Annotated in this window: 12 protein-coding genes; 4 read left to right on the top strand and 8 right to left on the bottom strand. The window is 69.9% G+C overall.

Annotation, left to right across the window (positions count from 1 at the left end; translation table 11 throughout):
* Positions 1-64: 64 nt before the first annotated feature.
* The 3 genes from AC1RTC_RS16500 to AC1RTC_RS16490 are packed head-to-tail and all read right to left on the bottom strand — an operon-like array spanning position 65 to position 2,999.
* Complete coding sequence (locus AC1RTC_RS16500) at positions 65-412, bottom strand: fluoride efflux transporter FluC (RefSeq protein WP_493157586.1); 348 nt, start codon at positions 410-412, stop codon at positions 65-67.
* A complete protein-coding gene (locus AC1RTC_RS16495; RefSeq protein ID WP_493157585.1) occupies positions 409-828 on the bottom strand; it encodes a fluoride efflux transporter FluC in 420 nt (139 codons plus the stop codon). Before AC1RTC_RS16495 ends, AC1RTC_RS16500 begins: the two co-directional genes overlap by 4 nt.
* Entirely contained in the window at positions 825-2,999 is a 2,175-nt protein-coding gene (locus AC1RTC_RS16490) for an APC family permease (protein ID WP_493157583.1), read from the bottom strand. Before AC1RTC_RS16490 ends, AC1RTC_RS16495 begins: the two co-directional genes overlap by 4 nt.
* Before the next feature lie 63 nt (positions 3,000-3,062).
* Between AC1RTC_RS16490 and AC1RTC_RS16485 the strand changes: the two genes are divergently transcribed.
* Positions 3,063-3,704, top strand: a complete 642-nt coding sequence (locus AC1RTC_RS16485; RefSeq protein WP_493157581.1) for a hypothetical protein — start codon at positions 3,063-3,065, stop codon at positions 3,702-3,704.
* Between the two features lie 54 nt (positions 3,705-3,758).
* Here AC1RTC_RS16485 and AC1RTC_RS16480 read toward each other — a convergent pair whose 3' ends face one another.
* On the bottom strand, positions 3,759-4,376 hold the full coding sequence (locus AC1RTC_RS16480; protein ID WP_493157579.1) for a PadR family transcriptional regulator: 618 nt from the start codon (positions 4,374-4,376) through the stop codon (positions 3,759-3,761).
* Entirely contained in the window at positions 4,373-5,173 is an 801-nt protein-coding gene (locus AC1RTC_RS16475) for a DUF4097 family beta strand repeat-containing protein (RefSeq protein WP_493157577.1), read from the bottom strand. The genes AC1RTC_RS16480 and AC1RTC_RS16475 overlap by 4 nt, the downstream gene beginning before the upstream one ends.
* A 556-nt stretch (positions 5,174-5,729) precedes the next feature.
* Here AC1RTC_RS16475 and AC1RTC_RS16470 point away from each other — a divergent pair.
* Positions 5,730-6,488, top strand: a complete 759-nt coding sequence (locus AC1RTC_RS16470) for a MerR family transcriptional regulator (RefSeq protein ID WP_493157575.1) — start codon at positions 5,730-5,732, stop codon at positions 6,486-6,488.
* Between the two features lie 90 nt (positions 6,489-6,578).
* Here AC1RTC_RS16470 and yczE read toward each other — a convergent pair whose 3' ends face one another.
* The gene (gene yczE / locus AC1RTC_RS16465) at positions 6,579-7,190 is read right to left on the bottom strand and encodes a membrane protein YczE (RefSeq protein ID WP_493157684.1); all 612 of its coding nucleotides are present in this window, start codon (positions 7,188-7,190) and stop codon (positions 6,579-6,581) included.
* 80 nt (positions 7,191-7,270) lie between these two features.
* Between yczE and yczR the strand changes: the two genes are divergently transcribed.
* Together yczR and AC1RTC_RS16455 are read left to right on the top strand one after the other, a co-directional pair.
* Positions 7,271-8,686, top strand: coding sequence for a MocR-like transcription factor YczR (yczR, locus tag AC1RTC_RS16460; RefSeq protein ID WP_493157573.1), 1,416 nt, complete (start codon positions 7,271-7,273; stop codon positions 8,684-8,686).
* 98 nt (positions 8,687-8,784) lie between these two features.
* Positions 8,785-12,102, top strand: a complete 3,318-nt coding sequence (locus AC1RTC_RS16455; protein ID WP_493157571.1) for an efflux RND transporter permease subunit — start codon at positions 8,785-8,787, stop codon at positions 12,100-12,102.
* Positions 12,103-12,171: 69 nt separating this feature from the next.
* Here the strand turns inward: AC1RTC_RS16455 and AC1RTC_RS16450 are convergent, their stop codons facing one another.
* Both AC1RTC_RS16450 and AC1RTC_RS16445 read right to left on the bottom strand, forming a co-directional pair.
* Positions 12,172-12,624, bottom strand: a complete 453-nt coding sequence (locus AC1RTC_RS16450) for a GNAT family N-acetyltransferase (RefSeq protein WP_493157569.1) — start codon at positions 12,622-12,624, stop codon at positions 12,172-12,174.
* Positions 12,625-12,628: 4 nt separating this feature from the next.
* Positions 12,629-13,612 carry an alpha/beta hydrolase gene (locus tag AC1RTC_RS16445; protein ID WP_493157567.1) on the bottom strand — a complete coding sequence of 328 codons (984 nt, stop codon included), beginning with the start codon at positions 13,610-13,612 and terminating at the stop codon, positions 12,629-12,631.
* Positions 13,613-13,617 lie beyond the last annotated feature (5 nt).

The following is a 13,617-nucleotide window of genomic DNA, read 5'->3' as shown; positions in this document are numbered from 1 at the left end:
CTCCGCATGGTGCCGAAACCTCCGCATGGACGCGGAAGACCGTGAACGTCCGACGTTACGCCTGTCATAAGGCGAGAGCGGCCACCCCGAAGCCCAGGGCCGCCGCGCCGATGCCGAGCACGAGGTTCGCCGCCACGTTCAGCACCGCCACCCGCGCCTTGCCGTCCATCACGAGCTGGATGGTCTCGACGCCGAACGTGCTGAACGTCGTGAGGCCCCCGCAGAATCCGGTGAGGAGGATCATCCGGATGTCCCCGCTGGCGAGTGCGAGGAGCACACCGCCGATCGCCGAGCCGACGACATTGACGACGAGCACGGCCCCGACCGGCCGCGCGGCGAACGCCCGCGTGACGAGGAACCGCAGCGCGGCCCCGAGTGCCCCGGCGGCGAGGGTGACGAGGACGGCGGTCATTCGTCCGCGTCCGGAGAGGAGGGGCCAGGAGACACGGTGCCAGGGCCGCGACGGCCGAGCGAGAGCCCGAGCCAGGCCGCGCCGAGGCCGAGCACGAGGGTCAGGGCGAGGTAGCCGAGCGCGGGCATCCACTCGCCTGCCGCTGTCAGGGAGACGAGGGAGACGGCGAACGCCGAGAACGTGGTGAAGGAGCCGAGCAGTCCGGCGCCGAGCCCGGCTCGGAGCCAGGACGGCGCGACCGGCCAGAGGCGCGCCACGAGGGCGCCGAGGGCGAGCGCGCCGACGGTGTTGATGACGAGCGTCGAGAGCGGGAACGCCGTGTCGGAGTGGGGCACCGCCGTGTCGATCGCGAGGCGGAGCCCGGTGCCGAGCACACCGCCCACGAGGACGGCGGCGAGGTCACGGCCGAGGGTCACTCGCCGGTCGGCTTCTTCTTCGGCGCCGCCTTGGGCGCGGGCTTCTTCGCCGCGGGCTTCGCGGCGTCCGGCTTGGCAGCGTCTGCCGCGTCCGGCTTGGGCCGCACGAGGGTCGTGGTGCCGGCGCTCTTCGCGGGGGCGGCGCCCTTGTCACTCCGGGCCGGCGGCATGGGGCGGCGAGCGACGGGGCGGCGCGGCTCGCCGCGGCGGGCGTCACCGGGCAGCGGACGGCTGCGGCGGCCGTAGATCAAGGTCGAGGAGTCGAGCAGCCACGGCACGAGCGCGATGACGACGCCGTGCACGAGCGCGAGCTTCTGGCGGATGCGGCGCGCCTTGTGGTTGTGGAGGAGCGTCTCCCACCAGTGCCCGACGATGTACTGCGGGGTGTAGACCGTGACGACCTCGGAGCCGTGCTCCTCGCGGCGGTGCTTGATGTACTTGGCGAGCGGGGCGCTGATGTCGCGGTACGGCGACTCGAGGACGTTGAGCGGCACCTTGATGTTCTGCTCGACCCAGTCCTTCTCGAGCTGCTCCGTCGCGTCGTCGTCGATCGAGACGTGAACGGCCTCGATCGAGTCGTGGCGTGCGGCGATCGCGTAGTCCAGTGCCTTGAGGACGGGCTTCTGCATGCGGCCCACGAGCACGATGGCGTGGTCGCCCTTCGCGCCGAAGCGGGTGGTCGGGTCGGCCTCGATCTCCCGGTCGACGTCGCGGTAGTAGCGGTTCACACCGAGCATGAGCGTGAAGAGGATCGGCATGATGATGAACACGATCCACGCGCCGTGAGTGAACTTGGTCACCGTGACGATGATGAGCACGCTCGCGGTCATGACGGCACCGACGGCGTTGATGATCAGGCCCCGCCACACGGCTCCGCGGTCGTCACAGCCGCCCCGGAGCATCCGGAGCCAATGGCGCACCATGCCGGTCTGGCCGAGGGTGAACGAGACGAACACCCCGATGATGTACAGCTGGATGAGCGTGGTGACGTCGGCCTGGAAGACCACGAGGAGCACCACCGCAGCGATCGAGAGCGTGATGACGCCGTTGGAGAAGATCAGGCGGTCGCCGCGGGTGGCGAGCGACTTGGGCGCGTAGTGGTCGGTCGCGAGCACCGAGCCGAGAAGGGGGAAGCCGTTGAACGCGGTGTTCGCCGCGAGGAGGAGCACGGCCGCGGTTACGACCTGGATCAGGAAGAACGGCACCGAGTTGTTCCCGAAGGTCGACGAGGCCATCTGGGCGATCAGGCTGCGCTGCGGAGTGCCGTCGTCCGCGCAGGTCTGGAGGATCTTGAGCGCTTCGTCCGTGCAGTCCACGTAGTGCACGCCGGCGATGAGTGCGATGGCGACGAGGCCCGAGAAGAGCAGGATTGCCGTGGCGCCCATGGCCATGAGGGTCTTCTGCGCGTTCTTGACCTTCGGGCGGCGGAACGCCGGGACGCCGTTGGAGATCGCCTCGACGCCGGTGAGGGCCGCGCAGCCGCTCGCGAAGGCGCGCAGCAGCAGGAGGATGAACGCCGCCTTGGTGATGTCCTCCGACTGCACGACGATGTTCGCGCTCTCGGCGACGGGCGCGTCTCCCGAGAAGGTGCGCACCAGCGCGACGACGATCATGACGCCGATCGACCCGATGAAGAGGTAGGTGGGCACCGCGAACGCCTTGCCCGACTCGCGGACGCCGCGCAGGTTGACGGCGGCGAGCAGGATGACGAAGAACACCGCGATCTCGACCCGGTAGGGGTTGAGCATCGGCAGCGCCGAGATGATGTTGTCGACTCCGGATGCCACGGACACCGCGACCGTGAGAACGTAGTCGACCAGCAGGGCCGAGGCCACGACCAGGCCGGCCTTCTCGCCGAGGTTCTTGGACGCGACCTCGTAGTCGCCGCCGCCGCTCGGGTAGGCCTTGATGAGCTGGCGGTACGACAGCACGACGACGATGAGCAGGATGACGACGGCCGCCGCCACCCACGGCGCGAAGGAGAGGAACGCGAGCCCGCCCAGCAGCAGGATCATGAGGAGCTCCTGCGGCGCGTAGGCCACGGAGGAGAGCGGGTCGCTCGCGAAGATGGGGAGCGCGAGGTGCTTGGGGAGCAGTTGTCCCTCGAGCTTCTCGGAGGCCAGGGGCTCGCCGATCAGCCAGCGCTTGGGCGACCGAGCTTCGTTTGTCACGAGGGGCGAGCCTACTCCACGCGGTCAACGTGTCAACTCGCTTGCCACACCTAGAATTCCCCCATGCCCGAAACTCGCCGCCGCCGTCGTTGGCCGTGGATCGTCGCCGGGGCCGTCGTCGTGGTGCTGGTCCCGGTGGCGGTCATCGCGATCCCGATCCTCACGCACCAGAACCAGGGCGTCTCCCACCAGGACGGCACGAGCATCCCGTGGCCCACGACGGTGACCGCGACGGGCGACGACGGCCGCACCCGCGAGCTGACCGTGATCGCGCCCGACCCGGGCGGCTCGATCGACACCCAGGCCCTCCTACCGGGCGACCGCCTGGTCGTGAGCGGCACGGGCTACGACGGCTCCCGCGGCATCTACGTGGCGATCTGCGTGATCCCGGATGACCCGGCCACCAAGCCCGGGCCCTGCATCGGCGGCGTGCCCGACCAGCAGCAGGAGGCGGTCGAGGCCGGCACCGTGCAGTACGGGCCGAGCAACTGGATCAACGACGACTGGGCGTGGAAGCTGTTCGGCGCCCGCAGCTACGACGATCTCGCCGCGGGCACCTTCACCGCCTATATCGAGGTGGGCGACCCGGCCGGCGACGGCTTCGACTGCACGAAGCAGGCGTGCGGGCTCTTCACCCGCAATGACCACACCGCCCTGAACGACCGGGTGCAGGACCTCTACATCCCGGTGAAGTTCGCCGGTTGAGTAGCGCGCTCTGGCGCGCGTGTCGAAACCCCGGGAGCGGCCAGCTCAACCCGCCTACTTCCCGAGGATGCCCTTGCGCAGGTCGTCCAGCCCGGACCGCAGCACGTCCACCGTCTCCTTGGTGAGCTCGTTGCCGCGCGCGATGCTCATCCGCAGCTCCGACCGCATCGCGGACCGGAACTCGTTGATCGCGGCCTCGGCCTGCTGCAGCTGCCCGCGGCTGGCGGAGTCGGGAGCGTCGGCGTGCACCGTGCGGCCCGCCTCACGGGCATCCGCCCGGGCTTCTCTCGCTGCCGCGGCGAGCTCGGCCTTGAGGGTGCGCATGGCGTCGTTGACCGACGACCGCACCTCGTCGGCGAGCCGGCGCACCGAGTCGGTGACGTCGTTCTCGATGTCGCCGAGCTCGCTCTCGCGGTCCGCGAGCTCGGAGCGCCCGGCCCCGGTGATCGCGTAGACGGTCTTGCGTCCGTCGGCCACCTTCGTGACGAGTCCCTCCTCCTCGAGCTTGGCGAGTCGCGGGTAGATCGTGCCGGCGCTCGGGATGTACGTACCGCCGAAGCGGTCGCTCAGTGCCTGCATGAGCTCGTAGCCGTGCATCCCCTCCGCCGACTCCGCGAGCAGGCTCAACAGGTAGAGGCGCAGATGGCCGTGCGCGAAGACCGGTGGCGTCATGCCGACACCTGGTGCAGCACCGAGATGCTGCCGGAGACGGTGTTCGCCTTGAACTCGAGCCACTGCTTGTCGAGCGTGCCGTACTTGCTGGTGTAGCTGCCGCGCACCCCGCTGATCTCCGCGTTGTCGAGCTGGATGCGGCCGCTCACCGTGTTGATCTTGTACTGCGCCGCGACGTCGCTGGCGAGCCGCGTGGTGATGCCGCCGCTGACCGTGTTGACGCGGATCTCGTCAGGGGCGCCGCTCACGTCGAGGAAGACGTCACCGCTCACCGTGTCGCCCGTGAAGCGCATGATCTCGCCGGACGCGGTCACGTCACCGCTGATCGTGTGGGCGCTGAGCTTGCCGTAGTGGTTGCGCACGGAGATCTCTCCGCTCACGCTGTTGAGCTGCACGTCGCCGTAGAGGCCGTCGATCACGACCTCTCCGCTCACGGTGCTGATGGAGGCATCCTCGGTCAGCCCGCTGATGAGGGCGCTCGCCGAGACCACGCCGAACTTGAGGGCGACATCGCGCGGCACTCTGATACTGATGTCGACGCGGGCCGAGCCGCGGAACGACTTGAACACGTCGATGAAGTTGTCCCACTTCCACTGCGCGTGGTCGATCTCGAGGGTGTCGCCCTCGACGGCCACCAGCAGGTCCTTGCCCGACACCGAGTGGACCTCGACGTGCACATGCGGCTCGTCGTGCCCGACGATGTTGACCTGGCCGGCGACGAGGCCGACCTTGAGCTTGCGGATGTTGTCGATGTCGATGACCTTCTGGCCGTCGATGAGCCACTTCTCCTGGGCCACGGTGGCCTCCCTTCTCGCGTTATATCGCGTTGATGTAGGTCACGTTATATCGCGTGTTGCGGCAAGTCAAGTTATATCGCGAGTTCCGCTCCGCGTGGGCGCCAGCCCGGGCCAGCCCGCGCCCGAGCCCGCGGCCGGAGCCCAGCCCCGGCCCGCGCCCGCCCGAGACCACGCCCGCCCAAGCCACGCGGACTTTTTGACACCATGCGGACCGCGCGGCGACCGCATGGTGTCGAAACCTCCGCGTGGGCACCCGGAGGGGAGGCCGGGGCGGGCGGAAGCGTGGGCCGGGGCGGGCGGAAGTGCGGGCCGAGCCCACGCGGACCTTTTGACACCGTGCGGACCGCGCGGCGACCGCATGGTGTCGAATCCTCCGCATGGGCATGCCGGAGGGATGGGGCGTCCGGAGGGAAGGGGATTCCGGAGGGAAGGGGATGCCGGAGGGAAGGGGATGGGCATCCGGAGGCCGGGCCGGGCCCGGGCGCAGCACCGGCTCCCCTTGACACTGACGCAGCGTCAACGTTTAGCGTGGTTGCAACAGGAAGGGAGGGAGCCGATGGACTGGTCGATCCAGGAGATCGCGCGGCTCGCCGGCACGACGTCCCGCACGCTGCGGCACTACGGCGACGTCGGCCTGCTCGAGCCGAGCAGGATCGGCGCCAACGGGTACCGCTACTACGACGAGCGGGCGCTGACGCGGCTGCAGCGGGTGCTGATGCTCCGCGACCTGGGGTTGGGCATCCCGGCCATCGCAGACGTGCTCGACGGCCAGCGCGACGACGCGCAGGCGCTCATGGCCCACCTTCACTGGCTGCAGCAGGAGAAGGAGAGGCTCGGCAGGCAGATCGCCGCAGTCGAGACGACGATCCTCAAGATGGAGGGAGGTGAACAACTGATGGCAGAAGAGATGCTCGATGGTTTCGACCACACCCAGTACAAGGACGAGGTCGAGGAGCGCTGGGGCAAGCAGGCGTACGCGGACAGCAGCCGCTGGTGGTCGGCGATGTCAAAGACAGAGCAGGCCGAGTGGATGCAGCTGCAGAAGCAGCTCGCGGCAGACTGGAGCGCGGCCGCCCAGGCGGGTGAAGACCCGTCAGGCGAGGCCGCCCAGGCGCTCGCGCAGCGGCACGCGGACTGGCTCCGCGGAGTCCCGAGCACGCCCGGCTACGGAAGCGGAGCGCCGGCGAAGGAGTACTTCGTGGGCCTCGGCGAGATGTACGCCGCCGACGAGCGCTTCGCGGCGAACTACGGCGGCACCGAGGGCGCGGCCTTCGTGCGCGACGCTATGCGCGTGTACGCGGAGAAGCACCTGTAGTGCGCGTGGGCACCCTTCGGTAGCCGTCCGTCAGGACGAGCCGGAGGGTGCCCGCGATCCCCGCGAGGGCGAGCAGCCCGAGGACGATCATCACGCGGGCACCCTCTCCCGCTCGGTAGAAGCTGCGGCCTCCGGCACCCGCAGCAGCGGCAGGGTGACGTTGACCATGGGGCCGATCAGCAGGGCGAAGGCGACCGTGCCGAGGCCCACGTTGCCGCCGAGCAGCCAGCCGATCGCGACCACCGTCACCTCGATCGAGGTGCGCACGATCCAGATCGGCCAGCCCGTGCGGCGGTGGATGCCCGTCATGAGCCCGTCGCGAGGGCCGGGGCCGAACCGCGCGCCGATGTACAGCCCGGTCGCGATGGCGAGCAGGACGAGCCCGCCCGCGAACAACAGGATGCGCGGCACGAGGTCCTCCGTCGTGGGCAGCACCCACAGCCCGACCTCGATGCTCGGGCCGATCAGCAGCACGTTCGCCACCGTGCCGATGCCCGGCTTCTGCCGGATCGGAATCCACAGCAGCAGCACGAGCGCGCCCACGACGTTGGTGATGACGGCGTAGTTGAGGCCGGTGTGCAGCACGATGCCCTGGCTCAGCACGTCCCACGGCGAGATGCCCACCGCGGCGCGGATCATCATCGCAATCGCGAAGCCGTAGGCGAACAGGCCGACGAGGAGCTGGGCCACTCGGCGGGTCATGAGCAGTGCTGGAGTCATGGGAGCAATCCAATTCCTCAATTGGACTGGGAACAAGATGCCAATTCCGCTATGGTGGCCGGATGAGTTCGCTATCCGCGCGTCAATTGGCCCTCCTGCTCCTGGGGTGGCGTGACGTCGGGGTGGCCTACACGGCGCTCGCCGACCGGATCCGGCTGCTCATCCTCGACGGCCGCGTCGCCTCCGGCACCCGCCTCCCCGCCGAGCGCGAGCTCGCCGCCCAGCTCGAGGTCAGCCGCACGACCGTGACCGCCGCCTACGCGGAGCTGCGCGACGCCGGGTACCTCTCGAGCGTGCGCGGCTCCGGCAGCGTCGCGCAGCTCCCGTTCCGCGCTCCGGGCCCCACCGAGTCGGTTCCGGGATACCTCGACTTCAGCAAGGCGACGATGCCGGCGATCCCCGGGGTGGTCGCGGCGGCCCAGCTGGCCGCCGAGCAGCTGCCCGCGTACCTGGGGGACTCCGGCTTCGACCCGGTGGGGATCCCGGCGCTCCGCGAGGCGCTCGCCGACCGCTACACGTCCCGCGGCCTGCCCACCACTCCCGACCAGCTCATGGTGACGATCGGCGCGCAGCACGCGATCGCCCTCATCGCCCGCACGATCATGGCGCGCGGCGACCGCGCCCTCATCGAGAACCCCACCTACCCGCACGCCCTCGACGCGCTCAAGGCCGCTGGCGCGCGCATCGCCCCGGTGAGCGTCACCTCCGACGGCGGCTGGGACGACATCGCGCTCGAGCAGGTCATCCAGCGCACGAGCCCGTCGCTCGGCTACCTCATGCCCGACTACCACAACCCCACCGGCGCCTCGATGCCCGACGAGCTGCGCGACCGGGTGCTCGGCCTCGCGGCGCACCACGGCACCACCCTCGTCGCCGACGAGACGATGGGCGAGCTCGGGTTCGACGGCCCCGCGCGCACGCTCCCGTTCGCCGCCCACGGCAGCGCCATCACCATCGGCTCGGTCGGCAAGAGCGTCTGGGGCGGGGTGCGCATCGGCTGGATCCGGGCCGACCGCACGGTCATCCAGCGCCTCGTCCGCGAGCGCTCCTCCGGCGATCTCGGCACTCCGCTGATCGAGCAGCTGATCGTCACGAACCTCCTGCGCGACTACGACGCGATCCTCGACTCGCGCCGTGCCTACCTCCGCGCCGGCCGCGACCGGATGGAGGCGCTGCTGGCCGCGCGGCTGCCCGAGTGGACGGTGCCGCACGTGCTCGGCGGCCTGACGGCGTGGGTCAACCTCGGGCATCCGGTCAGCTCGCAGCTGGCGCTCGCCGCCCGCAACGAGGGGCTCATCATCGCCGCCGGCCCGCGCTTCGGCATCGACGGCGCGTTCGAGCGGTTCCTGCGCATCCCGATCTCCTACTCCGCCGACGAGACAGAGCGCGGGGTGGATGCCCTGGCGCGGGCCTGGGCGGCGGTGGGCCGTCATCCCCTGCCGGAGACGAGCGCCGACCTCACCACCTCCGTGGTGTAATCCTCTCGGAGTACGCGCGCCGGGCCACTGCCGGGGGATAATTCGAAACACAGCACGCTGGCGTGCACCGACATGTCCTCGCAGCAGAGAGTAACCACGTGCATCTTTTCTCCGTCTTCAGCCTGCGCAACCGCGCGCTCATCGCGCTTGTCACGATCGTCATCGGCGTGTTCGGCGGCATCTCGCTCACCTCGCTCAAGCAGGAGCTCATCCCCTCGCTGAGCCTGCCGCAGATCTTCATCATCACGAGCTACCCGGGCGCCTCCCCGGCCGTCGTCGACAAGGACGTCTCGACTCCCATCGAGGCGGCGATCCAGGGCGTGGCGGGGCTCGAGTCCACCACCGCGACCTCGAGCGCCAACATCTCGAGCATCACCGCCGCGTTCTCCTACGGCACGAACATCGCCACTGCGGAGCAGAAGACCCAGCTCGCGATCAACCGCATCCAGTCGACGCTGCCCGACAGCGCCGAGACCCAGGTGCTCACGTTCAACTTCTCCGACCTGCCGGTCATCCAGATCGCGGTGTCGAGCGACCTCTCGCCCGACGACCTCTCCGCGAAGCTCGAGAACTCGACGATCGTCGAGCTCAAGAAGCTCGACGACGTGAGTGACGCGAGCCTGCTGGGCACCACGGCGCAGCGCGTCGTCATCACGCCGGACCCCGCCAAGCTGTTCGCCAACGGGCTCAGCAACCAGGCGATCCGCGACGCCCTCGACGACAACGGCGTGCTGCTGCCCGCCGGCCAGATCACCGAGGACGACAAGACCCTCACGGTCCAGGCCGGCACGCGCCTGGGCTCGGCGGACGACATCGCCGCCCTCCCGCTCCTCGGCGGCAGCTCCGGCTCGCTGCTGACCATCGCGGATGTCGCCACTGTCGCGGTGACTGACGACCCCGTGACCGGCATCTCGCGCGTGAACGGCGAGCCCGCCCTCACGATCGCCATCACGAAGACCCCGGCCGGCAACACGGTGGCCGTCTCCCAGGCGGTGCGCGACCTCATCCCGTCGCTCGAGAAGGCGCTGGGCGGGAACACGAAGTTCACGCTCGCCTTCGACCAGGCCCCGTTCATCGAGGAGTCGATCAACTCGCTCGCGACGGAGGGCCTCCTCGGGCTCGCGTTCGCCGTGATCGTGATCCTCCTCTTCCTGCTGTCGGTGCGCTCGACACTGGTGACCGCGATCTCGATCCCGGCCTCGGTGCTCATCACGTTCATCGGCATGCAGGCCGCCGGCTACACGCTCAACATCATCACGCTCGGCGCGCTCACCATCGCGATCGGGCGGGTGGTCGACGACTCCATCGTCGTCATCGAGAACATCAAGAGACACCTCTCTCTCGGGGAGGAGAAGCTCCCCGCCATCCTCACCGCGGTGCGGGAGGTGGCGGGCGCCGTGACGGCGTCCACGGCGACGACAGTGGCCGTGTTCCTGCCCATCGCGCTCGTCGGCGATATCACCGGCGAGCTGTTCCGGCCCTTCGCCCTCACGGTCACGATCGCGCTCGCGGCATCCCTCTTCGTCTCGCTCACGATCGTGCCGGTGCTCGCGTACTGGTTCCTCGGCAACAAGGCCGTGCACAAGCACGAGCCCGCCGGCATCGAGGAGGAGAAGCCCACGCGGCTGCAGAAGGGCTACCTGCCGGTCATCAACTGGACCCTCAAGCGGCCGGTCGCCACCATCCTCGTCGCCGTGCTGCTGCTCGGCGCGACCGGCGCGCTCGTGCCGTTCATGAAGACGAACTTCATCGGCGACAGCGGCCAGAACACGCTCACGGTCTCGCAGAAGCTCCCGCTCGGCGCGTCGCTCCAGGCCCGGGATGACGCGGCCAAGAAGGTCGAGTCGGCGCTGCTCGACGTCAAGGGCGTCGAGACCGTGCAGCTCTCGATCGGCTCCAGCGGCAACTCGCTCCGCTCCGCCTTCACGGGCTCCGGAGCCTCGACCTTCTCCCTCACCACCGACCCCGACGTCGACCAGGTGAAGCTCCAGGCCGCCGTCCGCAAGGCCGTCGAGAACATCGACGACGCGGGCGAGGTCACCCTCCAGGCCGCGGGCGGCGGATTCGCCTCCTCGAACATCGCCGTCAACATCACCGCGACGAGCGAGAAGGAGCTGCAGGAAGCCTCGGACAAGGTCCTGGCCGCGGTCAAGGATCTCGACGTGGTGGCCGAGGCGACGAGCAACCTCGCTGCCGACCTGCCGTTCATCGCCATCAACGTCGACCGCGACAAGGCGGCGGAGGCGGGCCTGAGCGAGATCGCGGTGGGCGGCATCGTCACCGCGGCGATGAACCCGAGCGCGGTCGGATCCGTCGTCATCGACGAGAAGACGCTCTCGATCTACATCCTCAACGACAGCGCCCCGACGACGATCCAGGAGCTCAAGGACTTCGTCATCCCCACCGCCACCGGCCCGCAGCCGCTGTCGAACATCGCGACTGTCGAGCAGCAGAACGGCCCCGCGAGCATCACGACGATCAAGGGCGTGCGCTCCGCGACGGTCACCGTCACGCCGTCGAGCGACAACGTCGGCACCGCCTCGCTCGAGGTGCAGAACGCCGTGGACGACGCGAAGCTCCCGGCCGGGGCGTCCGCCACCCTCGGCGGCGTCACCTCCCAGCAGAGCGACGCGTTCAGCCAGCTCGGGCTCGCGCTGCTCGTGGCGATCCTCATCGTCTACGTGGTGATGGTCGCGACGTTCAAGAGCCTGCGGCAGCCGCTGCTGCTCCTCGTCTCCGTGCCGTTCGCCGCGACCGGTGCGATCGCGCTGCAGGTCATCTCGGGCATCCCGCTCGGTGTCGCGTCCCTCATCGGCGTGCTCATGCTGATCGGCATCGTGGTCACCAACGCGATCGTGCTCGTCGACCTGATCAACCAGTACCGAGAGCGCGGGATGACCGTGCGCGAGTCGATCGTGCACGGCGCCTCGCGGCGCCTCCGCCCGATCCTCATGACCGCGACGGCGACGATCTTCGCGCTGCTGCCCCTCGGCATCGGACTGACCGGCAACGGCGGCTTCATCTCGCAGCCGCTGGCGATCATCGTGATCGGCGGCCTCGTGTCGTCCACGCTGCTCACGCTCATCGTGCTGCCCTCGCTGTACTACCTCGTCGAGGGCTCGCGCGAGCGCCGCGGCGAGCGGGGGCTGCAGCCGCTGCCCGCGTGGCAGGTCGTGATCGCGATCGTTGCGACCGTGCTCGGCGCGGCCTCCGTGGCGGCGGGCGTGTTCCTGCTGCGGTCCTCCGACACGCTCGACGCGAGCCTCCTCGACGGAACCCCGTTCGCCGACTTCGCCTCCGCCGGCCTCGCGTCGGCCGTCGTCGGCGCGGTGCTGCTCGCGGTGGCGGTCGTGATCGTGGCGGTGCGCGTGGTCTCCGACCGCCGCGCTTCTCGCGGGTTGAGTAGCGCCCTCTAGAGCGCGTATCGAAACCCCGCTCGCGGCGATCTGCGCGCGCGGGTTTCGATACGGCCGCGGACGGCCTACTCAACCCACGAGAGGCAGTTCCATGCACACGCTCGAGGCGGAGTCCGCGTACTCGCCGAACCTCGGGATGTGCACATAGCCGCGCCTCTCGTAGAGGGCGACAGCCGCGTCTGACCGGTTGCCGGTTTCGAGGCGGATGACGGCGGCGCCGGCATCCCGGGCATGCTCCTCCAGCACGTCGAGGAGCGCGCCGGCGAGACCCTGCCCGCGGGCGGCCTCGCTCACGAACAGGCGCTTGAGCTCGAACTCGGAGCCGTGCTGCACGAGCGCCGCCATCCCGAGCGCGTCACCGTCGACCCTGGCGACGAAGACGGTCACGCCGGGCTCCTCGAGCGCCTCGAGCGGGAGGATGAAGTTCTCCTCCGCGGGGTAGAGCGACTCCGCGAACGCCTCGCCCGCGCGCAGCAGCTCGGCGACGCCGGGGCTGCGCGGCGACTCGATCTCGATACTCATGCCCTCATTCTGTCGGGAGCGGGCTGGGCGCCGCTGCGAACGGGTCCCTCCCGAGCTTGTCTCGGAAGAACTCGACGATGCGCGAGCGCAGGTCGTCGTCGAGCATCGCGATCGAGTGCAGGGCGCCCGCCACGGTCACGTAGGTGGTGTCGACCCCGTGGTCGCGCAGCGCGGCGACGAGCTCGTCGGCCTGCGCGATCGAGATGAACTCCTCCGTCGAGTGCGCGACGAAGAACGGCGGGTCGGTCGCGTCGGCCAGGAAGACGGGGGATGCCTTCGCCGCACCCGGGCAGTCGGCGTAGTCGTCGCAGCCGAGGTAGTCGAGCACGACCTTCGCGAAGTCCTGGTTGTAGCTGTCGGTGACCCTGATCGGAGTGCGCAGGTCGACCGGCCCGCTCAGATCGGCGACGGCGGCGACGCGCGCGCCGTCGGTCCAGGGCCCGGATCCGACGGTCCCGAGCAGCGCGGAGAGGTTGCCGCCGGCCGACCCTCCGAAAGCGCCGATGCGCTCGGGGTCGAGGTTGTAGCGCTCCACCTGCGCGGGATCGCGGAGCCAGCGCACGGCGGCCTGCACGTCGTCGAGCTGTGCCGGGAAGGTGGCCGCGGGCACGAGCCGGTAGTTCACCGACACGGCCACGAAGCCCTCCGACGCGAACCACTGGCACACGCTGCGCCAGTTGATGTTGGCCTTGTCGCCGTGCTGCCAGCTGCCCCCGTGGATCACCACGATCGCGGCGCGCGGCGGTACCCCCGCCACGTCGCCCTCGGGCAGGCAGGCGTCGAGGAGGAGCGGCTCGCCGTCGGCGGTGCCGTAGGGGATGTCGGCGGCGACCGGGATGTCCGGGTAGCTCGTCGACTCGGGGTAGACGGCGGGGGAGGACGGTTCCACCGCCGTGGAGTCGGCGCCCGTGGGGCCGCACGCCGCGAGCGCGAGGAGGGCGGCTGCGGCGAGCGCGGCGGAGGCTGCGCGTGCGATGAGCCGTGTCATCCGGC

The sequence above is a fragment of the Rhodoglobus sp. GW821-FHT12B09 genome, assembly GCF_058809925.1.
This window is presented reverse-complemented; position numbering and strand designations above follow the sequence as displayed.

Excerpts from the sequence above, each read along its gene's own strand:
- AC1RTC_RS16500 (WP_493157586.1), bottom strand. The coding sequence starts at position 412 with ATGACCGCCGTCCTCGTCACCCTCGCCGCCGGGGCACTCGGGGCCGCG.
- AC1RTC_RS16485 (WP_493157581.1), top strand. The coding sequence starts at position 3,063 with ATGCCCGAAACTCGCCGCCGCCGTCGTTGGCCGTGGATCGTCGCCGGG.
- AC1RTC_RS16480 (WP_493157579.1), bottom strand. The coding sequence starts at position 4,376 with ATGACGCCACCGGTCTTCGCGCACGGCCATCTGCGCCTCTACCTGTTG.
- AC1RTC_RS16470 (WP_493157575.1), top strand. The coding sequence starts at position 5,730 with ATGGACTGGTCGATCCAGGAGATCGCGCGGCTCGCCGGCACGACGTCC.
- yczE (WP_493157684.1), bottom strand. The coding sequence starts at position 7,190 with ATGACCCGCCGAGTGGCCCAGCTCCTCGTCGGCCTGTTCGCCTACGGC.
- yczR (WP_493157573.1), top strand. The coding sequence starts at position 7,271 with ATGAGTTCGCTATCCGCGCGTCAATTGGCCCTCCTGCTCCTGGGGTGG.
- AC1RTC_RS16450 (WP_493157569.1), bottom strand. The coding sequence starts at position 12,624 with ATGAGTATCGAGATCGAGTCGCCGCGCAGCCCCGGCGTCGCCGAGCTG.
- AC1RTC_RS16445 (WP_493157567.1), bottom strand. The coding sequence starts at position 13,612 with ATGACACGGCTCATCGCACGCGCAGCCTCCGCCGCGCTCGCCGCAGCC.